The sequence below is a fragment of the Vibrio mangrovi genome (genome assembly GCF_024346955.1).
GTDB classification, from domain to species: Bacteria; Pseudomonadota; Gammaproteobacteria; order Enterobacterales; family Vibrionaceae; genus Vibrio; species Vibrio mangrovi.
This window is the reverse complement of the sequence record NZ_AP024884.1, coordinates 477,285-499,515: the sequence shown is the minus strand read 5'-3', so window position 1 is coordinate 499,515 and position 22,231 is coordinate 477,285. Positions and strand designations below refer to the sequence as shown.

17 protein-coding genes are annotated in these 22,231 nt (G+C 43.9%); 7 read left to right on the top strand and 10 right to left on the bottom strand.

The genetic code is table 11. The features are described 5' to 3' along the window. Positions 1-526 precede the first annotated feature (526 nt). Positions 527-1,507 carry a CobW family GTP-binding protein gene (locus tag OCU74_RS18455; protein WP_087480904.1) on the top strand — a complete coding sequence of 327 codons (981 nt, stop codon included), beginning with the start codon at positions 527-529 and terminating at the stop codon, positions 1,505-1,507. An 80-nt stretch (positions 1,508-1,587) separates the two neighbouring features. Here OCU74_RS18455 and ylqF read toward each other — a convergent pair whose 3' ends face one another. From ylqF to OCU74_RS18425, 6 genes are all read right to left on the bottom strand, one after another. Next, positions 1,588-2,532: a ribosome biogenesis GTPase YlqF gene (gene ylqF / locus OCU74_RS18450; RefSeq protein ID WP_087481177.1), complete on the bottom strand. Its 945-nt coding sequence runs from the start codon at positions 2,530-2,532 to the stop codon at positions 1,588-1,590. A 274-nt stretch (positions 2,533-2,806) separates the two neighbouring features. Next, positions 2,807-4,651 (bottom strand): class I poly(R)-hydroxyalkanoic acid synthase, encoded by a 1,845-nt coding sequence (phaC, locus tag OCU74_RS18445; protein ID WP_087480905.1) that lies wholly within the window; start codon positions 4,649-4,651, stop codon positions 2,807-2,809. 57 nt (positions 4,652-4,708) lie between these two features. Next, a complete protein-coding gene (locus tag OCU74_RS18440) occupies positions 4,709-5,056 on the bottom strand; it encodes a phasin family protein (protein ID WP_087480906.1) in 348 nt (115 codons plus the stop codon). 41 nt (positions 5,057-5,097) lie between these two features. Further along, positions 5,098-6,306, bottom strand: a complete 1,209-nt coding sequence (locus tag OCU74_RS18435) for an acetyl-CoA C-acetyltransferase (protein ID WP_087481178.1) — start codon at positions 6,304-6,306, stop codon at positions 5,098-5,100. Positions 6,307-6,320: 14 nt separating this feature from the next. Next, complete coding sequence (locus tag OCU74_RS18430; RefSeq protein ID WP_087480907.1) at positions 6,321-7,061, bottom strand: SDR family oxidoreductase; 741 nt, start codon at positions 7,059-7,061, stop codon at positions 6,321-6,323. A gap of 510 nt (positions 7,062-7,571) precedes the next feature. Further along, positions 7,572-8,240 carry an SH3 domain-containing protein gene (locus tag OCU74_RS18425; protein WP_234993576.1) on the bottom strand — a complete coding sequence of 223 codons (669 nt, stop codon included), beginning with the start codon at positions 8,238-8,240 and terminating at the stop codon, positions 7,572-7,574. A 377-nt stretch (positions 8,241-8,617) separates the two neighbouring features. Here OCU74_RS18425 and glgC point away from each other — a divergent pair, with 377 nt between their 5' ends. Both glgC and OCU74_RS18415 read left to right on the top strand, forming a co-directional pair. Further along, entirely contained in the window at positions 8,618-9,838 is a 1,221-nt protein-coding gene (gene glgC, locus OCU74_RS18420; RefSeq protein WP_087480908.1) for a glucose-1-phosphate adenylyltransferase, read from the top strand. A 400-nt stretch (positions 9,839-10,238) separates the two neighbouring features. After that, on the top strand, positions 10,239-10,697 hold the full coding sequence (locus OCU74_RS18415; RefSeq protein WP_087480909.1) for a methylglyoxal synthase: 459 nt from the start codon (positions 10,239-10,241) through the stop codon (positions 10,695-10,697). Positions 10,698-10,728: 31 nt separating this feature from the next. Here OCU74_RS18415 and helD read toward each other — a convergent pair whose 3' ends face one another. Continuing rightward, on the bottom strand, positions 10,729-12,801 hold the full coding sequence (helD, locus tag OCU74_RS18410) for a DNA helicase IV (RefSeq protein WP_087480910.1): 2,073 nt from the start codon (positions 12,799-12,801) through the stop codon (positions 10,729-10,731). Positions 12,802-13,192: 391 nt separating this feature from the next. Between helD and yccS the strand changes: the two genes are divergently transcribed. The 3 genes from yccS to OCU74_RS18395 all read left to right on the top strand — a co-directional run bounded on the left by yccS (position 13,193) and on the right by OCU74_RS18395 (position 16,214). Further along, on the top strand, positions 13,193-15,367 hold the full coding sequence (gene yccS, locus OCU74_RS18405; RefSeq protein ID WP_087480911.1) for a YccS family putative transporter: 2,175 nt from the start codon (positions 13,193-13,195) through the stop codon (positions 15,365-15,367). A 232-nt stretch (positions 15,368-15,599) separates the two neighbouring features. Beyond that, complete coding sequence (locus tag OCU74_RS18400; RefSeq protein WP_143693186.1) at positions 15,600-15,812, top strand: hypothetical protein; 213 nt, start codon at positions 15,600-15,602, stop codon at positions 15,810-15,812. Positions 15,813-15,878: 66 nt separating this feature from the next. Further along, positions 15,879-16,214 carry a hypothetical protein gene (locus OCU74_RS18395; protein ID WP_087480912.1) on the top strand — a complete coding sequence of 112 codons (336 nt, stop codon included), beginning with the start codon at positions 15,879-15,881 and terminating at the stop codon, positions 16,212-16,214. Between the two features lie 16 nt (positions 16,215-16,230). Here OCU74_RS18395 and OCU74_RS18390 read toward each other — a convergent pair whose 3' ends face one another. Further along, entirely contained in the window at positions 16,231-17,715 is a 1,485-nt protein-coding gene (locus tag OCU74_RS18390) for a cobyric acid synthase (protein ID WP_087480913.1), read from the bottom strand. 179 nt (positions 17,716-17,894) lie between these two features. Here OCU74_RS18390 and OCU74_RS18385 point away from each other — a divergent pair, with 179 nt between their 5' ends. Then, on the top strand, positions 17,895-18,419 hold the full coding sequence (locus OCU74_RS18385; protein WP_087480914.1) for a hypothetical protein: 525 nt from the start codon (positions 17,895-17,897) through the stop codon (positions 18,417-18,419). Between the two features lie 45 nt (positions 18,420-18,464). On the opposite strand, the gene OCU74_RS18380 is transcribed toward OCU74_RS18385, so the two are convergent. Then, positions 18,465-21,053, bottom strand: coding sequence for a LuxQ periplasmic sensor domain-containing protein (locus OCU74_RS18380; protein ID WP_087480915.1), 2,589 nt, complete (start codon positions 21,051-21,053; stop codon positions 18,465-18,467). Positions 21,054-21,076: 23 nt separating this feature from the next. Continuing rightward, complete coding sequence (locus OCU74_RS18375; protein WP_087480916.1) at positions 21,077-22,159, bottom strand: autoinducer 2-binding periplasmic protein LuxP; 1,083 nt, start codon at positions 22,157-22,159, stop codon at positions 21,077-21,079. Positions 22,160-22,231 lie beyond the last annotated feature (72 nt).

Here is a 22,231-nt window from a genome sequence, read left to right as displayed (position 1 = left end):
CAAAAATATCAGTGTCAACGAGCGTGAATTATACGCATCCTTATCATCTTCTATAGCTGCAATATTGCAATGTTGAATTTCATATTTACATTCTTACAATCAACCAATAATCACCCAGATGCTGTTCCAATCTTAAAATACGCTCTTTGAAGTCACCTGATGATATACGCCATTATATGCAGAAAACAAATCTGTGAACCACATAAAAAAACTGTACAACAAATGCACATCACACTTGAAATACAGGCATATCGATCCATAATCAAAGTGTGAGGCAAGTGAAATGATCTCAACCGGAGGAAAGATTCAGCCTTACATACAATTTGGATGAAGGAATAACAATCCTAAGACCATTCCCGCCATTAGCTGGTTAGTTTCAAACCAGATCGCAAGCTCACGATATGAGTCGCGGGAAATTAAGGCGCGCTTTCGTAAGTGCGCCTTTTACATTTGATCCGCCGATACATTTTATCCGCCGAAGCAATCTCTGTATACTGAAAGCTCTTTCAAATTTGGAGTTGAAGTCATGGCTCAACGTATTCCTGCAAATATCATTACCGGATTTCTTGGCACAGGAAAAACAACTGCGATTCTGAATCTGCTTAAAAACAAACCTGCCGATCAAAACTGGGCGGTGCTGGTCAACGAGTTTGGGGAAATCGGTATCGATGGTACAGTCTTATCCCAACAAAATGCTTTGGTGAAAGAAGTTCCCGGAGGCTGTATGTGCTGTACTGCCGGAGTACCGATGTCTGTCGGGATAACAGCCTTGTTGCGGCAAAAGCCGGATCGCCTGCTCATCGAGCCAACCGGGCTGGGACATCCTCGTGAGATTGTATCGATTCTGACTTCGGAACAATACCAGCCTTACCTTGATTTAAAAGCAACCATTGCACTGGTTGATCCCCGCAACCTCAGCAACAGTAAATATACGACGCATCAGAATTTTAATGATCAACTGACCTGCGCCGATGTGGTTATCGGTAACAAAGTCGACCAATGTCACGTCACCGATATTGATATGTTCAATGACTGGATTACAGACCAGCAACCGGCCAAAATTTTCCATAAACTGACCCGGTTCGGAGATATTCCTCCGGAAGTTCTTGATCTGCCCCGGCGGGAAGAGTCACACAATGAAAGCGGGCATTCATTCCATCATCATGGTGGTGATGAGCCGACATTTCAGTTAGCGCCTGGGGATGCTTATCTGAGAAAAGAGAATCAGGGAGATGGTTACTATAGTTGTGGTTGGATTTTCGGAGCTGAAATCTGTTTTCCTTTTGACGCCTTGTTCTCATTATTCAGCGAACTCACGGCAGAACGAGTCAAAGCGGTGATGAATACTGAACGCGGGTGTTTTTCATTTAATGTCAATCACCGGGTTGTTTCCGTTCATGAAATATCACTGGACGGATTTGAGTCACGAATGGAAGTCATTGATTCGCAGTTAATGCCCTGGGATGAACTGGAACAGATTCTGTTGAAACTGGCTCAGATCTCCTGAGACTAGTAAACCAATTGAACTGAAGAAGAGAAATGACAGCCTTCCGCTGTCATTTTTTCATAGAGTTGAACCTTACCGGATTAACGTTTATTGCGTAGATAGCGTTTACGGCGTTCCTCTTTATTCTTAGCTTTTTCTTCAGCTTTTCTGGTTGCTTCCAACTCAGCATCGATCAGTTCCTGGTGAATCATTTCCGGCCGCTCCAGTGTAATTGCTCCGATCGTTCCCGCCCGCAGTTCATGCAGCAGAATTTCTGAAGCTTTGTGCAAGTCAATTCTACCTCCGGCCCGTAAGGCTCCGCGCTTACGTCCGATAGCTTCCATCCACTCCAGATCCGATTGCGGATCTTCTTCAATCTGATAGCGGGCTTTCAGTAACTCCGGGTATGCCTGAGCCAGATATTCAACGGTATAAAAAGCCACTTCATCATATTCCATAGCCGTATCTTTGACTGCTCCCGTCGCTGCAAGACGAAAACCAGAGTGAGGATTCTCAACCTTCGGCCACAGAATCCCCGGCGTGTCCGACAAAACGATCCCGTTCTGCAAATTGATCCGTTGCTGACGACGTGTCACTGCCGGCTGGTTTCCTGTCTGAGCAATACTCCGCCCGGCCAGCGTATTGATAATCGTCGATTTACCGACATTCGGAATCCCCATGATCATCGTTCGGATGTTTTTTCCTATCTCTTCACGATGCGGCGCCAGTTTACGGCACAACTCCATAATCTGACTGACTTCCTGAGGATGCTGGGTCGTAATGGCCAGAGCTTTTACTCCCTTTTCCTGTTCAAGATGTTCAATCCAGAGAGCCGTTACTACGGGATCAGCTAAATCCCGTTTGTTTAAAACTTTAACGCAAGGTTTATCGCCCCGAAGTTCAGCAATCATTGGATTCTCGCTGCTAAACGGGATTCGGGCATCCAGAACCTCGATAATGACATCAATTTGTGGAATAACTTCCTCGATCTCCTTGCGAGCTTTATGCATATGCCCCGGAAACCATTGGATTGTGTTGTTAACCATTTGAAACAAACCTTTCACAGACATCCGCATGTCTTTCACTGAATATTACATCTTGCCGGAGTCCAGCGGCACTACTCAATCACAAACGGACTAATTTGATAAAATGATGCAATTCTAGCATGCTCTCAACAAAATGGGGGACTGTTCTTTATCCACGTTATTATCCCGGATAACAGAAATTTTATTGTTATTGATAAGCTGAGGCTTGGGGACATAAAAAAGTGCCGCCTAAAGGTGGGGGCGGCACAAGAGGTATAGCTATCTTTTCGATAGGCTATTCTTCTGCAGATTGAAGATCTTCTGCAACATCTACGGATAGGTCATTATCTACGGATGAATCATTTGCTGCGGGGGGAACCGGCAGCACTTGTCGGACATATTCTCCCGGAGCTTCGTCCAGTACAGGATAGTTATCACTACCGAAAGCCAACGGTTCAATTTTCTCTTTTGCACAGAAACCAAGCAGCCATTCATTCCAGTGAGTCCACCAGGAACCTTCTTTCCGGTGGGCGTTCGCCAGCCATTCATCGGCATTTTCGTCCAGCGCATCATTCAGCCAGTAACCGTATTTCTTTTTATCCGGATGATTGATAATACCGGCAATATGACCGGATTCACCCAGCACAAACGTCTTATTACCGCCGGTATTCATTGCTCCGTTATAGGTGCCCTGCCACAAAGCAATATGATCATCTTTGGTTGAAATAAAATAGCTCGGAATCTTAATTTTATTCAGATCAATCCAGACGCCACCAACTTTCACTCCTTTGTCCTGAATCAGCTTGTTCTCCAGATAAAGTTCTCTGAGTAAGAAGTTGTGGCAGGCGGCAGTGACGTTGGTACTATCACTATTCCAGTACAACAGATCAAAATCGACCGGACTTGAACCTTTCAAATAGTTATCTACATAATAATTCCAGTAGAGGCTATTTTCCCGTAGTAAGCTGAACGTCACACTCAGTGAACGGCCATCCATATAACCACGAGCCAGGTTTTGCATCTCAATGGCACGAATCACCGGATCATTAATATAAGCACCAACTTCGCCCGGCTGAGAGAAATCCAGCAAGGTTGTGAAGAAAGATGCGGATTTAATCCGTTTTTTCATTCGTTTCGCAGCATAATAAGCAATCGTTGTCGCCAGCAAAGTACCACCGATACAATAACCGGCTGCATTAATTTGTTCCTGCCCGGTAATGTCTTCCAGTACGGAAACAGCTTTCACGACACCATCAAGTACATAGTCTTCATAACCTACTGCGGCCTGTTCTGCCCCCGGATTTCGCCAGGACATCATAAAGACGCTGTGGCCCTGTTCCAGTAACCATCGAACCATCGAGTTCTTTTCCCGGAGATCGAGAATGTAGTACTTGTTGATAAATGGTGGAACAATTAGTAATGGCGTGCTGTAAACCTGTTCAGTCAGCGGTGTGTACTGAATCAGTTCAAACAACTCATTTCTGAAGACCACTTTACCCGCTGTTGTTGCGACATTCTGACCAACCCGGAATGCGTTATTATTGGTCATACGTACTTTTAAAATATCGGCACTGGAGGCAACATCCTCTTTGAGTGCTTCCATTCCATCGACCAGATTCTTTCCGTTAGATTCGAGTGTCAGCTTCAACAACTCTGGGTTTGTTGCAATAAAATTGCTGGGCGACATAGCATTGATCGTCTGACGGGAAAAAAAGCGCAAACGATCTTTTACTTTGTCATCCAAGCCTTCAATTGCATCGATTGTTTCAAGGTATGTTTTGCCAAATAATAAATAGGACTGCATGATAAAGCTGTACATTGCGTCATTCTTCCATGACTCATCCGCAAAGCGTTTATCTCCATGCTCAGCTTCAATCAGCTGTTCCTTATTTCCGGCAAGGGCAATATTTTGCCAAATTTCCAACTGATTCTGCCACCACTCCATCTGAAGATTGAGTAGTGCAGCCGGTTGGTGGGCAGCCCGTTCAAAAAGTTTTGCAGTATCCTCAAAATTCACTTCCTGCATCGCTTTATTCAAGGGCGAACGAAAGACCTCCTGCTGAGTTTCAAAATCAGTCCACCATTTACTATTGGTTTCCTGAAGTTTCATCAGGTAGTCCGAGAAGAAGTGTTGAATCATAACCTACTCCCTAGTTCAGAAAAAAGCCGCCCGCAAAGGCGGCCAAAAGACACGGAGTTACGCAGGAGTGACTGTTGAAAGGTTTTCTGAAGTTAGTTTCTCAACATCATCTTTAAACTCTTTGGCAATTGCCTGAAGCTTATTGCTATCGTCAACCATTTGTTGTGACAGCTTAGATAGTGTACTCATCTGCTGAGTGTTGAAAGCCGTCAGTGTCGCAACGTCTTTCACATCACTTGCTGCTTTCATCTGAGCAAGTCCGATATCGCTGTACGTTTTCATTGAGTTCAACTGAAGCTCAGTTAACACTTCAACGTTTTTAGTCAGCAATTTGTTAAATTTGAAATATGGTTCTAATGTTTTTTCTGTTTGATCAGTAAATGATTTAAAGAAGTCCGTATACATATCTTCATCTCCAATTGTGGGTCAAAAATCTTCCTTTTAATTTAGCCAACGGCCTTCACAATGACGGCGGTTCCCATTCCTCCGCCAATACATAGTGACGCCACCCCATATTCTCCACCTCTCCGTTTCAATTCATGGATAAGCGTAACCAATATGCGGTTTCCTGATGCACCAAGTGGATGACCAAGCGCGATCGCTCCACCGTTTACATTCGCTTTTTGAAGAATTGCTTCTTCAGGAACTGCATGCTCTCTCGATAAACCTTTCACAACACCTAATGCCTGAGCTGCGAATGCTTCATTCAATTCCAGCAGATCCATTTCATCTAATTTTTTCTCCGCCCGTTTCAATGCTTTTGTCACTGCGGGAACCGGACCTAACCCCATAACTTTCGGATCAACACCAGCCTGTGCATAACTGACGATTTCAACAATCGGAGTTAAACCGTACTCTTTCACGGCACTTTCAGACGCAACAATAATTGCACTTGCACCGTCATTCAGGCCGGATGCATTACCGGCAGTCACCGTTCCGTCTTTGACAAATGCCGGACGTAAGCGGGATAAGAGTTCAAGTGAAGTAGTGGCCTTAGGATGCTCATCCGTATCAAATACAACCGTGTCTCGTTTGACTTTCACATCAACGGGGATGATTTCATCAACAAATTTTCCGGCTTCAATCGCTGCAACTGCTTTTTGTTGACTGGCAAGAGAAAACTGGTCTTGCTCCTCCCGAGAGATATCGTATTCTTTGGCTATATTTTCTGCGGTACATCCCATGTGGTACTGATTAAATACATCGGTTAGTCCATCGTGAACCAGCAAATCAACCAGAGTCATATCGCCCATTTTATTGCCGTCGCGAACACCGCCCGGCAAAGCAAACGGAATTTGAGACATAACTTCAACACCGGCAGCGACAACAACCCGTGCATCACCGCTACGGATATGGCTGACGCCTTCCATCACAGCTTTCATACCGCTGCCACAAACCATGTTAATGCTGTATGCCGGAGTCGTTTCGGGAATCCCGGCGAAAATAGAAGCCTGACGGCCAACACTCATACCCTGACCGGCACCAACCACATTACCGACAATCACTTCATCAACGTTTTTGGGAGAAAGGGAAGCTGCTGTTAACACTCCCTGAATTGCTTTTGCACCCAGATGACCAGCGTCAACACCTTTCAGACTGCCACCAAATGAGCCGACAGGCGTCCGCTTTGCCGCAACAATAAATACTTTTTCCATCATTGATACCCCGATTAGCTCATGTATAGTCCGCCGTTAACAGATAGTGTGGCACCAGTAATATAGGCGGCGCCATCGCTCACTAAGAAGCTGACTGTCTGGGCTATCTCTTCGGGTTTGGCAAGGCGTTTCATAGGAACTTGTCCTACGATGGATTCGAGGACTTCAGGTTTCATCTCTTCCACCATTGGGGTGGCTGTGTATCCAGGGGCAATCACATTCACTGTCACACCAAAGCGGGCACCTTCAGCGGCTAAAGCTTTGCTGAAGCCAATCATGCCAGCTTTAGCAGCAGAATAGTTGGTCTGTCCGAACTGGCCTTTCAGGCCATTCACTGACGAAACATTAATCACCCGGCCATATCCTTTTTCGCACATGGCGCCAAATAATGGCTGAGTTACGTTAAATACACTGTTCAGATTTGTATCAATCACATCTTTCCAGTTTTTAGCGGTCATTTTTTTGAACACGCCATCACGTGTGATACCGGCATTATTAATGACAACATCAACACTTCCTTCTTCTTCCAGGAGTAAACCTAATCTTTCTGCGCACTGCTCAGTATCAGTCACGTCCAGTTCAAGTAAACGAACCTGATCTTCAGTAAATCCCTTTTCGTTAAACCAATCGACAGCACATTGATATGCCCCGGTATAATATGTTGCGACTACACGGAATCCTTCCGCGACGAGCTGACTAGAAATAGCAGAACCAATACCGCCTTTTGAGCCGGTAATCAAAGCGATTCTTTTCATTCAAGACTCCATTCTAAAATAATAAATTCAATATGTTTTATAATGAAAGGTGTCAAATGGGGAATGGACACCAACCAACGAATGTTAAAATAATGTAACAGTTCCAAAGCCTTTGAAATCAAATAAGATTATTTTCTTCATTATTTAAGCTAATATAAGGTTTCTACTTTTCAAATAAATGTGGGAATAAATTCATTAAAGTTGATGAGCGTCACACAATTGATTGTTTTTATTTAATAACAAAAATACTTAGACATATATGATTGATTTTTAATAGGTTTTTTGAGGGGATTTTTCGTGCTTTTTTATGCATAGATAGCATAATCAATGGGTTAGACAGGAAGAAAATAAATAAAATGAAAGAGAAAATAAATAAAAATAAGGATGAATTCAAATTCATCTATCATCATAAATATTAATCATACCTTCACATAAACATCATAATAATTATCAATTGTGCATTTAACATTTTATTTACTAATAAACTTTATTTACTAATAACTTTATTTACTAATAAAAAATCTCACCACTATCAACATCAAAATAAATCTTATCGACCGATTTAATACCACCACAATAAATAAAATAAACATGACGTTCCTGATAACGAATTGAACGAACCCAGCCTTTCAATTCATCAAAATCTTCCGGGGAACACATTTTTTCATCAATTAACTGACCGGTAATTTTTAAAAATTTATCCTTGTATGTGAGCAAATCGTCTGATTCATCAATATAACTCATCAGAATCTCTTCTCTTTCTTCTTTAGAGATGACAGGAAGCTGTTCACTCAGGCTGTCCATTGCAACCCATTCAGCAATCTCTGGATCACCCTGCTGATAGACAAAATACCCAGAAATTCTTCCCCATCCCTGCTTTTGCTCCAAAACGGTGACAGGGTCACCTTTATATAAGTACCGAACAGGAAAAGATTCCGGATCAGGCGCATTCCTGACTGCTAACTTATGCTCATTCACATAAAAGTGGGTATTAACTTTAACTGCAGTAACTCCCTGAGATGTCCCACCTGAAGGATCTGCCAACACTGGCTTATTCTTCCCTTTTTCAGAATCCTGCTTCGTCGCATCTTCTGCCGGTTTCATGTAGAACAGATAGTAACCGACGCCAGCCCCGCCAATACCCAACAATAAAATCAGAATCATCAATAATTTTTTCATACTATCTACGCCTCTCTATCGGTTTGTTATCGGCAATAGAGTGATTCACTTAACGATAACCTGAGTAGTTTGTTCTATACCTTGAAGTAGAATGCCATTTCTGTGGTTATTTTCTGGAATGAATGACCGAAAGATATGTGAAAATCCGCATCTTATGCCTGAAAGTATAAAAAGTTCACCGGAAAAAGCGATACAGCACCTTTCACATATCGCACCAAAATGGATCATTTATAAATAATTAGCGCACCAATCTGTATCAGCCAAAACAATATCTGATTGTGAATCGTTGAGCATATAAGCACTTAGCGTGTTGGCTTAAAACTTGTACTGCACACTACACTTGAAGTGAATTGCACATATATAGGGAGATAATAAAGATGCAAGAAACACTCACGGTTGTGCTCGCTGGCGGAATCGGCTCTCGTCTTTCTCCGCTCACCGACCACCGGGCAAAACCTGCTGTCCCCTTCGGTGGAAAATATCGAATTATCGATTTTACCCTGACCAACTGCCTGCATTCCGGTTTAAGACGGATTCTGGTTTTAACTCAGTACAAATCTCACTCTCTTCAGAAACATCTTCGGGACGGATGGTCGATATTCAACCCGGAATTAGGGGAATATATTACTGCCGTTCCCCCACAGATGAGGAAGGGAGGCAAATGGTATGAAGGTACTGCCGACGCCATTTTCCACAACTTATGGCTTCTTTCGCGAAGTGATGCGAAGTATGTTGTTGTTCTGTCCGGCGATCATATTTATAAGATGGATTATGCGGCGATGCTGGAAGAGCATATTGCCAATCAGGCAAAATTAACCATTGCCTGCATGGATGTTCCCAGAAGCGAGGCCAGTGAATTTGGAGTCCTTCACACAGATTCTGATTTCAGAATCACCGATTTTATTGAAAAGCCTCAGGATCCGCCATCAATGCCGGCAAATCCGGAGCGGAGTCTCGTCTCAATGGGCGTCTATATCTTTAATATGGATGTACTTCAGGAAGCACTGGTTGATGATTCCGAACGAGAGCACTCAAGCCATGACTTTGGCAAAGATGTTATTCCTGAACTGATCAAGACCAATTCCGTATTTGCCTATAATTTCTATGGTGACAAAGGACGCGTAGCCAAAGACTGCTACTGGCGGGATGTGGGAACAATCGACTCGTACTATGAAGCCAATATGGACTTGCTGGAGCCCATTCCACCTATGAATATTTACCAGAAAAACTGGGGAATCCGAACTTATGAACCCCAGTTCCCTCCGGCACGAACCGTTTCATCAGCAACTGGCAACGAGGGGATTTTCATCAATTCCATGATTGCAAATGGTGTGATCAACTCCGGAGGTTCAGTACAGCACTCGATCATTTCTTCAAATGTCAGAATCAATGACAGTGCCACAATCGTCGATAGTATTCTGTTCGATGATGTCGAAGTGGGAGAAGGATGTCAGTTGGTTAACTGCATTATCGATAAACATGTACACATTCCACCTCATACTCAGATTGGTGTGGATCCGGTAAAAGATCGAAAACGATTCCATATTTCAGAGAAAGGAATTGTTGTTGTTCCGGAAAGCTACAGTTTTACGGATTGATATCTGCGACTTTATCGATATCCATGTAAAAAAACCGTATTTCACCAGAAATACGGTTAAATGTTCAGGAGTGAACTCTCTAAAAAGGAAACAGTAGGGGGTATTGACCTTCTGAGATACCTCAGGCCAACACGCATCAGTATGAAATGATTCTCCATAAGAAAAAACAGTAAAAAAAGCGCCGGTAAAATTCCTCTTTTTCAATGCGTTGGTTTTACTCTGTTTTTCTCCGGCTTCAGAACTTTTAAACTCACTTCTCAATAAATACAATTGATTTGTATAGATTATTTCGTATATAAAATGGGATGCGCGGATGACTTCAAGGTGTAGTTTCACCCAAAGTCATCCGGTTCAAGGATTATTAATCCACATCATTTATTCTTATCCAGGAGCACAATCAATGCAGACGATTCAACGCACATTGCCGGAAAAAAAACATATCGCGCTGGTGGCCCACGATCACCGTAAAGATGACCTGCTTTCCTGGACAAAACAAAACCGGGAGAAACTGGCAAACCACATTCTCTACGCAACCGGAACAACCGGACACCTTTTAAGTAAAGAAACCGGCCTTGAGATTATCCCGATGATTAGCGGTCCGATGGGAGGAGATCAACAGATTGGCGCTTTAATTTCCGAGTGTAAAATTGATGCTTTAGTCTTTTTCTGGGATCCACTCAATGCTGTTCCGCATGATCCGGATGTAAAAGCATTGCTGCGTATTGCCAGTGTCTGGAACATCCCGATGGCTCTGAATCGCGCCAGCGCCGACTTCATCTTCTCGTCAGCGTTAATTGCCCAGAGTACCGATATCGAAATCCCCGACTATCAGGCCTATCTTAATGCCCGAAAAGAGTAATAAATTCACACTTGAATAAAAATTGGCAGCCTTACAATTTAGAGACGGAGTACGGCCCTTCCAGAAGTTCTTTGACAAAGCTTGAGCCACCGCCAGCATTGTAGGCAACCCACACTTTTTCTCTTGCCCGGGTCATCGCAACGTAAAACAGGCGGCGTTCTTCTGCGTGGGGGAAAGTTTCATCCGATAGTGTCAATACATCATCTAAATGGACAGTTTTCGTTTTGGCCGGAAACTGCCCTTCATCCACATGAACAATAATCACAAAATCGGCTTCTTTACCTTTGCTGGCATGACACGTCATAAACCGGATATCAAGCTGACGGTACTGTTTCTGCCATGCTTCCAGTAACTCAGGTTTATGATAGTGATTTCTTCCGAGAATTAAGAGTGATTTGACTTGATCTTTTGCGGCATTCTTACGGTTTAACTGCTCAATAATCTTTTCGAGTCGTGACTGAGGAAGTAAAGCCACAGCATTACTTTTCTGTACCTTGAGACTATTGAGTGACTTCGGTATCTGTTGTGGATTCACTTGCACAAACGTATTGGCAACTTCTCCCAGACGATTGTTAAATCGGTATGTAGTATCGAGATGTGTCACCGTCGACTCAGGAAAACGCTGCTGAAAGCCGGTAGTCAGATCCACGTCCGAACCGGCAAACTGATAGATTGATTGCCAGTCATCACCGACGGCAAAAAGATTGCCTCGCGGCTCATGCTGCTTACAGAGCGCTTCCAGCAATGCCAGACGTGGTGGAGAAATATCCTGATACTCGTCCACCATAACGAAAGCCCAGCGAGACTGATATTTTTTCTTTCTGACATAAGTGGTCGCCTGACTGATCATCAGATTGAAATCCAACTGTCCCTGCTCTTTCAGCATCTCATTCCAGGCCTGATAACATGGCCAGCACAAAGCAAGCTCACTATTCAGACGAGGATAATCTTCCCGCTCGACAATTTTTTGCTGAATCTCTTTTTTACTTAAACTCAGCAGCGACAACTGTTCTACCTGCCGGGTCAGCCAGGAAATCAGTTTGGGATTTTCCACATGACTACCCAACTCTTCATCACCTTTGATATAGGCAATCGGCCATTGGTTTAAGTGCTTTTGCCAGCGTTTAAAGTTTGTCGGTGTCATCCAGTGCTTTTTCAGCCAATCGGTCATCCAGGCTTCTTTTTGCTTTGTTTCACTGACAATCGGAGAAAGCTGAACATCCTGCCCTTCGACTTCATGGATAATTCTTAGTCCGAGCTGATGAAAAGTACTTACCGTCACCTGATCAGCCGCCGGACCAACCCGTTCTCTGAGCCGTTGCTCCATTTCGAGCGCAGCATCTTTACCGAAAGAAAGGAGCAGAATCTGTCCGGCCTCAGACAGACCACTTTCGATCAAATAAGCAACCCGGGCAGAAAGTACACTGGTTTTTCCTGAACCGGCTCCGGCTAATACCAGATTGTAATTATCATTCAATAACACAGCAGACTGCTGTGATACATTCAGAGGAGAGGATTCCAGAGTATTGAACAGTGTAGTCCAGCGCTCGCGTTCAGACGTAATCCAGGTCTCATTACGCTGTGACAACATCAGCGAGGGTTGATGATACCATGCAGCTGTATCTGCGATGACTCCGGGCACACGTTGTTCAATCTCGTCCAGTGTCATCCCCAGTTCAGTCAGATCCCGGCTGACCTGCTGGTGCCATTCCCTGACTTCTGAATGTGGCAGAAAAGCGGATTCGTTCTGTAAACGGATTAAAGCCTGCTGCCAGGATGGTAAATACGTTGAGAGCTTAACACATTGAAGTTGATGCCACTGACGATAGGCAGCAATAGCCTTTTCTGCAAATGTCCGGCACTGCGGCCAGGGTAATCCCCGAATCAGCCAACTGTAACGCTGTCCATCATGAATGTGAGCAAAGAACTCAAGTTCTCCCCATAAAATCCCCCGGCGTACCCGAATTGAACCATCCCATATAGCGAATGGAATTCTTTCCTCTGCAACGGTTGAACGCACAATAAGTTTCTCACCATCAATCGCAACGTGGTAAAACTCATCATTGATAAAATATTTTGCAGTATTGCTGGCTTTCAGCTGCATCGGCTATGCTCATTCACCTGAAGTACAACGTACAGATTCAGTCCATACGCTTAAGGATACCTGAATGTATTATCTCAAGACGCCCCTGCGGGAATGTCTTGAAGCTACTTGGGTATATTTATATATAAAATGATAAGTTATCTCAATGACTCTGAGGATCAGTTCCCGACACTATTTTTTTCACTTTCATTGAAAGAAGGAACAAATATCACACTTTGATACAACCATACGTCAACAGCTCGTTATTTTCCTCAGCCTCTCAATGCAAAAAATTGAATCAACCGGAGCTGCGGCTCAGGTCACCTGGACATGCAAAAGATCAACATATCTCAGAAGAGTTCTGGTATCATTCGCTAAAGTGATACAACATGAATGAAATGGTTGAAATCCAGTGAAATTTCTCAGTCAGATTCGTGGTTATTGGGCGAATAAAACGTTCCATTATTCTGTCTTAATTCTGATCGCACTGTTGGGTGTAGTCATCCCAACCTGGCATTATCAGCTGTCGATCTGGGTTACTCCGCTGATTCTGGGAATTATTGCCGCAGCACTGACTGAACAGGATGATAGTATCACCGGAAGGCTCAAGACTATCGGCCTTGCCCTTATCTGCTTTGCTATTGCAACGTTCTCGATTGAAATTCTGTTTGATTATCCGCTCCTGTTCGCAATCGGTCTGTCACTGTCAACTTTTGGCTTTATTATGCTTGGTGCTATCAGTTCCCGCTATGCCAGTATTGCATTCGGGTCATTGCTGATAGCAGTCTACACCATGATTGGTGCCCGGCAGAGCCCCGATTTCTGGTTTCAGCCGACGTTACTGCTTGCAGGCGCACTCTGGTATTATCTGGTCTCCGTAATCTGGCTGGTTTTATTTCCAAACCGTCCGGTTCAGCACAACCTTGCCTTAGTCTTTCTGAATATCGCAGATTACTTTGACCTGAAAAGCGAACTGTTTTATCCCGTATCTCATGTTCAGATCCAGCCACACCGTATTCGTGAAGCTAACTTCAATGCTCAGATTGTTACCGCTCTGAACCACTGTAAAGCGACATTGCTGTCTTACAGTAAGAAAGGCCAGATTCACACAACCAGTCACAATTTCCTGAATACTTACTTTTTAGCTCAGGATATTCATGAACGGATTAGCTCAACCCATTACCGGTATCAGGAACTCGCAGAGCATTTTGACCGCAGTGATATCCTTTTTCGCTTCAAACATTTGCTGGAAACACAGGCAAAGGCATGTAGGGAAGTCGCCCGCTGTATCAAAGAGAATTGTGAATATCAGCACCCGAATACATCGGCACTGGCTCTGGATGAACTTCACTTATCCATGCACTATCTGAGTGAACACTCCCGTCCGGAATGGAAACCACTATTTGCACAACTCAATTATCTGTTTAACAATCTTTCGACAATCGAAAAGCAGTTGAACAATATTGGTCAGCCTGAAAGCCATCAGTTCGATGAGAACCAACTTTCCGACACCAATCCTCATGGGCTGAAAAGCATGTGGCAACGCATATGGAGTAACTTTAGCCGGGATTCACTATTATTTCGCCATGCAATCAGAATGTCTGTCGCACTGACAACCGGATATGCCATTTTGCAGAGTTTTAATCTGGAACTGGGATACTGGATACTTCTGACAACACTATTTGTCTGCCAGCCCAATTTCTCAGCAACCCGGCAAAGAATCACATTACGGGTTATCGGAACTATCTCGGGGCTGTTTATCGGTGTTTTACTACTCACCTTATTCCCGTCACAAGCAAGCCAGACAACTATGATTGTGATTTCCGGGGTAATGTTTTTCGCATTCCGCAATAATAATTACGGCTACGCGACCGGATTTATTACCGTCTTAGTCCTGTTTTGTTTCAATCAGATGGGAGCGGGATACGCGGTTGTACTGCCACGTCTTATGGACACACTGATCGGCTGTGGACTGGCGGTGCTGGCAGTCTCTTTTATTTTGCCCGACTGGCACGCCAAAAGGCTTCACAAAGTGATGGCTGAAGCAATCCGGAGTAATAAAAATTATCTGGACCAGATTATTGTCCAATACCGCATCGGCAAGAAAGACAGTCTCAGTTACAGAATTGCCAGACGGGATGCCCATGATCAGGATGCCGCACTGACAACAGCAATCAATAACATGCTGTCCGAACCGGGTAAGTACCGAAAAGCGGAAGAAGAAAGTTTCCGCTTTCTGACTCTGAACCATGCCCTGCTCAGTTATATCTCGGCAATCGGAGCACACCGGACCCGACTGGACGATGAATCAATCCACCGGCTGGTTCTTGACGGACACCGTGTTATTCACCAGCATTTTCAACTGCTGCATGAGCAACTGGAACATCACCACAATTGCTGTGACACCAGCCATATAGAAAGTACCGGGCTGGAAAAACAACTGGCAGAATGGCGGGAAGAGGACAAAGGCTCCGTACGTCTGGTTCTGCAACAACTCCACCTGATCCATCGGATTCTTCCTGAATTGCATTCCCTCGCCAGTAAATTTGTCGCCCGGAGTGAACCGCAAATACCCCCAACTTCGTAAGATCTGTATTGGAGTTATCCCCTGACAGTGACAGAAGGATAACTCTCACCTCATCAATAATTAACAGTTTTTACACATTTCCCTTTCCACTGCCTGACATTTTATGGACAAAAGAAACACTAAGAATCATTACAATGTTTCCGTCTGTTGAGTAAGACATGCATTAGTTAGTCAGTTGTATAACACAAAAGTATCTTAATCCTGGTCGTACAGAAAAACGGAGAATACCGATATGCAAACACAGCACAGTCACAACGACCGTCATTTCTCAATGTCAGAACCCAGATTATCAAACCGCCAGTTTGAATCACTGAAAGCCCAGCTCAAATTGCTGACGCCATCGCAATTGCGTAGTCTTCAGGGGGAAATCGATGAGAATCTCTCTCCTGGAAATTCACCGCTGTTGACTCACGAAGAGCTGGATGCCATTGCCAGTCTGTTTTAAATTTGAAGAAAGGATGTACCTGAGTCGTATTTTGGCTATAATATGAACACGACCAAAGGAGTTTTTATGTCTGTATCTGCACTTCAGTCCGGTTATCAAATGATCAATCACGTTACTCAAATGAGTGACGAGGCGAGTCGTGAGATAAACCGTGCGGCATACGACCGTCCCGAACAGCAAATGCAGGAAAGCCAACGTGCCATTGATCCTTCACTTGCTCCTCAGGCTCAGCAAAATAATACACCACAGCAACCAAAAGATGTTGCCGAAAAAAAACCGGATCAAACTCAAGTCGATGCCTTACTGAAACTTAATCAGGCAACCCAATACAATCGTATCGGAGCCAATGTGATTCAAAGAGATCAGGATATGATCGGTTCCCTACTGAATATTCAGGCCTGAGCTTTTTACTCATAACTCATACTGCAATATCTTCAGATAACTCTGGCCACAACAAGGTCAAATCAAGGTGTTCTTCAATCGCGTCAGCAACCCGATCTAAAGCTTCTTCTTTAATCCGCACATGATCCAGTGTCTGGATTTCTTCACTACCAGCCCAGCGACACAGGCATTGCATCGCTTCTGTCTGATCAAAGATGCCATGCAGATAAGTGCCGAGAACCTGATTCGACGCGTTTACCAAGCCATCTTCCCGGCCATCCTGCAACCGAATCAACGCCTTATCAGTGCTCCCGTCACATCGATAAGAGTCTCCGGCATGGATCTCATAGCCTTTTACTACAACATCATCGGTCAGACTCATCGTTCCGTTGACATTGGTCAGATGTTTTTGAGTCTGCAGTTCTGTATCGATATCCAGCAAACCTAACCCCAGACTGACACCCGGCACACCTTCCACACCTAGTGGATCGCGAACAGTTTGTCCGAGCATTTGATAACCGCCACAAATACCCATGACTTTACCGCCATAGCGCAAATGTCGCATGATGTCCTTATCCCAGCCTTGTGCCCGTAAAAACTCGAGATCAGCCCGGGTAGACTTGCTTCCGGGAAGAATAATGAGATCGGCGTTGGTCAGCTTCTCCCCTTTTTTGACATAGCGGAACGAAATTTCAGGGTGATGACGCAACACATCAAAGTCCGTATGATTACTGATACGTGACAATACCGGTACAACGACTTTAAGCTTCTCGTCCCCATCGCGAACTTCCGTTGCTGTAATAGCATCTTCGGCCTCAATGTCCAGTCCATGCAAATAAGGCAACACACCAATTACTGGTTTCTGCGTTTTTTCCTCCAGCCAGTCGAGACCGGGCTGAAGTATGCGAATATCTCCCCGGAAACGATTAATCACAAAACCGATCACCCGCGCCTGTTCTGACTCAGAAAGCAGTGCCAGCGTTCCGTAGAGATGAGCAAAGACTCCACCACGGTCAATATCAGCAACAATAATTACAGGCGTGTCAGCAGCTTCAGCAAAGCCCATGTTCGCGATATCATTTTCCCGCAGATTAATTTCTGCCGGGCTACCTGCACCCTCAATCATAATACTGTCGTATGTTTCACTCAGATGCTGAAATGAGTCCATCACAACGTGAAATGCTGTCTTTTTATAATCGTGGTAACAATCTGCTTCCATATTGGTGACCGCTTTTCCCTGCAGAATGATTTGAGCTCCGGTATCAGAATTGGGCTTAAGCAGAACAGGATTCATATGAACTGACGGTTCAATACCGGCAGCAAACGCCTGAACAGCCTGTGCCCGGCCAATTTCTCCACCATCAGCCGTCACTGCACTATTCAATGCCATATTCTGTGGTTTAAAAGGAGCAACCCGAATCCCCCGTCGATGAAGTACCCGGCACAACCCGGCAACGAGGACACTTTTTCCTGCATCAGATGTGGTTCCCTGAACCATCAGTGCTTTCAATGAAGATTTCATAACCGAGCGCTCCACACATATATATATAAACCAGCATGACTATCAGGAGTTTGGATTCAGTCAAAGAATAGTTACCACCTGATAGGTAACACTTGAATATCTGTACTAATCGTTTAAATTAAAAATCAATATATTATACTTCTCTATGTAGAAAGGGAATCGAACCGATAGGACGTTTTATGCTAAAACAGGCTTTAAGTCTGACCATTACTGGTCTCGCATTTATTTTTGCGCCATTGGCGCAAGCTGCAAATTTCAATTACAACTATCTGGAAGTCCGGGTCGGTGGAGGCCCAGAGTCTGTCGGTTCAGAACTCAGCATGAATGTCACTGATAACTTTCACGTTCTCGGGCATATCGACACGCAAATGGAAGATGACTGGGACATCGCAGGAGGCATTGGTTTCAATGGGCCTTTAACACAGTTCGCCGATGCTTTCGGAGCAATATTGCTGCATCAAATCAAACGCACAGATGATCAGGGTGGTGATTCCGACACCTTAGTGGAACTTAATATTGGAGGCCGGCTCTGGATTGGAGAACAATTAGAGGTTTATGGCAAACTGGGAAAACTTGATGATCATTCAGTCATCGGCTTCGGAGCACGTTTCCATTCATCGGATCAACTTTCTTTAAATATGGGATTCGAAAACAACGGGATTTGGGGTCCCCGAACCATTCTCGGCGTTCGTTACGAATACTAAGAACTTGCCGGTTTCCTGTCCGTAGGAACCGGCATCGCTATCATGTTATTGTTGTGACTGAAGAACCTTTGTGTCGGATGGATCCCAGTGGTGATCTCTGAAATGAGCCAGAGCTTGGTGTAAATTCTCCTCACGAATCGGCTTCACCAGTATATATTCCGCACCGGCCTGTAGAAAGGCATTCTTCGTCTCTTCAGTATCATCCGCCGTACACGCATACACGGGTGTATCCAGTTTCAGTTGATGCTTGATAAAATCTGTGACTTCAATGCCATCCATACCTGGTAACTGGTTATCCATTAAAATTAAATCAAAGCCGGTTTTTTTAACTGTCTCAACAGCGACTTTCCCATCTTCAACCCATGTAACACGAAGGCCAAAACGATCACAAAATGCCTTGGCAATATAAGCGTTAGTTTTATTATCTTCCACTAATAGCGCATGAGGAGACTGTTCAAACAGCACTGCTGAACGCCCATGTTCAACATACTCATGCTCATGTTTGGAACGCTGCTGCTCGATCTCTATCGGAATCGTGAATTCAAAACAGCTGCCTTTTCCAACCTGAGACGTTGCCGACACTTTTCCACCCATCAACTCCACCAGATTTTTAACGATGGATAATCCCAAACCACTACCACCATACTCACGACTGGATGTTGTTTCTCCCTGAATAAAAGGCTCGAAAATCAACAGAAGATCGTCATGTTCGATACCAATGCCGGTATCAGATACAGAGACCTGAAATTGTGTCCCCTCTTCTGTCGTATTCAGATTCAGCAACACACAAATTTCGCCTTCACGGGTAAATTTGACAGCATTATTCAGCAGGTTAAATATAATTTGATTCAGACGAATTTGGTCAATTACAACCACAATATCATCTTTAATATTGGTCATGACATCCAGTTCAACTGATTTCTCCTGACATAACGGGCGATAAATCCGTTCAATAACCCGGACAGTCTCTATCAGGTGGAAATGGACCGGATTCATCTGAAATTTGTTCTGCTCAATCTTAGAAAAATCAAGAATATCATTCAGAACCGCAAGCAGATGTTCGCTGCATAGACTAAGCACCCCAACCTGTTCACGCTGTTTCTCATCTACAGCACTTTCTTTCAATAACTGTGCAACCCCCAGAATACCATTCAGCGGTGTTCTGACCTCATGACTCATCCGGGCCAGAAAATCAGCTCTGGCACCAGCAGCTCTCTCTGCTTCGCTTCTGGCAAGATTACTCTGTTTCTCCGCTTCAGCAATCGTTGTTACATCCTGTCCCTGAGTCAGAACTGACTCAATCCGGCTTTCAGCCACAATTGGGGAAATCGTCCAGCGAAAAATTCGTCCTTCCAGCTCCGTGGCAACTTCATTCAATGTTTCTCCGCTGGATGCTTTTTTAATATTTGGTAATAACAACTCTTTCAGTTCATAAAAAGTTGATACCTGATTTTCCTTTGAAAATTGCTTAACCGCCGCTGGATTCATCCGTAATAAACGTCCATCGGCTCCCCACAAAATAGTAGGAGAAATAGAGAAGTTGAACAAATTCTCAAACTGCTTTTCCTGTTCTGACAATCGCTTGAAGGTATGCTCAAGAGCCCGGCCAAACAGATCAAACTCTTCAATCTTTGAGCCATGAAAAACATGTTCAACGCCCCGATCAGCAATCGAATGAGTAAACTGCACCAGTTTTTCAATTTCAGAACGGATCCTTTTGTGCAACCAGCGCCACAAAATGAGAGACAATAAAATCGTAGCAATCAGGATAAAAACAACGCCATAGTAAAAATTACGTTTTAGTTTAAAGACATTCTGATTGTCCTGAACGGCATAAACTACCAGTTGTGTCAGATTTTCATCAACATGCAGCTCTGTTTTATTTACAGTATAAGATTCAAGCTGATCAGAATGCTCAGGATAGAAGAGTACATCCTGTACTGAATACGACTCTTCTCCATTTAATGTTGACGAAAGTACATTTGATCCAATGGCTAATACTAAGTTCTGGGAATTACTACGAGCGCGAATATGTTCAATAAGATTGTAGTTATTGTTGATAACAAACAATACATAGAAATAACCAATCAGCTCACCGCTCTGATTACTCACCAAAGGGGTTCGCCTTGCCAGTGCATAGACAGTGTCCAGTAAAGACGGAATTTTCACCATCATCCATGAATTATTCACAGAAATACGATGAGATACTGATTCCAGTTCATTCGAAACGACCCCATAAAACTGGGCATTACCGTCATCCCACAGGATATGATTCAGCCCGGAAATAAAACGAACATCCGGCGTATTATCTGGATCAAGCTGATCGACTGAGCGAAAGTACTGATCAATATATTGTGCCTTTCCTAAGTTTACCGCATGTAATAAATCAGCATTGGTAGCGCTGCCATCCTGATGGATTTTGAGCAAAGAGAGACGAAAATCAACTGTTCCCTGAACCAGTCCCGAGGTCTGGCTTGCAGTCCGCTGAACTTCCTGAGTAATCAACTGGCTACTGATTTGGTAACTCTGAAACAACACACCAAATGTCAAAATTCCAATAATGATAGTTATAGCCCGGGTGAAATAGGTCGCTATCTTCTGTTTTTGTCTGATGGAGCTCGGCCTGACGTTCATGGCGATAATCTCTTTCTATATCATTATCGATCAGAGTATCGGAATGCACGCTTTTTCAGCGTTTCAATTTTAGCCGCATTATCCTGACTGGAAACGACTTCAAAGTCCCCGGAATAAACCGTTGGTACTTCTTTGCCTTCAAGATCCCACTTAACCGCTTCAGCCATTGCAACGCCCGTATCATCATTCATTCGCATAACTGTCACATCCAAATCATGTTTCTGCAAAGCATCCAGCTCAGCAGAACCACCACCCCAGCCATTGATCTGAATATCCTCTCTTCCCAACTCTTTCAATGCTTTGACTGCGCCCAGAGCGACATCTGTCGAGCAGGTATATAACAACTTAATCTCCGGATGTTCTCTGATATTCTCAAGGGTGATCTTATAAGCACTTTCCTGATTTGCCTGTGTATAAAACGATGATACCAACTGATACTTATCCATCGACTGAATAAAAGTATCTCCTCTTGCTTCACTCACATAACCCTGAGAAAAATAAAGTACAGAATAGGGAGAATGAGGCTTCAGTATTTTCTTAAAATAGTCAGCCAGCAGACCAGTACCGATTTCATGATCAAAACCAATATACATCCACGGCTGCCGATGAGCCCAGTCTTTCACTGGTGTCGTGATATTCTGCAGAATCAGTTTGGTCTCCGCACCTCTTAATACGTGTTCAATGAATTTTCTGTGTCTGGTTGTATCCAGAGTAAAAATTAAATAATCAGGTTTACTTTTTAAAGCTTCCATTAACGACAAACTTTGTTGACGGGCATCCAGATTAGGCCGGGTAAAAACCTGATGAATTTCGTATTTAACCCCAAGTTCATTCAAACGCAGCTCAAAAGCTTTGATATTGCGACGCCAGTAGTCAGACACTTGCTGTCCCGGATAAATAACCGATATTTTGACCGGGTGATCCTGCGAAACCTGTAGCGATTTCGGAGCTAAACGAACCGCATTCGCCAGAGATTGAGTCAATAATTTCTGATTCGGGTGCTCTTCAAGAAATTCGTTGTAATGCCAATAACCACTCAGTGCATAGGCTGTCGAGTGATAAATCAGAAAGCATGCTGTCAGAATAAGTCCGGAAAATCTCATCATAATTCTCTCAGTGATTAAATATGTTTCAGGTAAACTAGCAGAGGGAGCAGTAACATCTCCCTCTGTACAGTT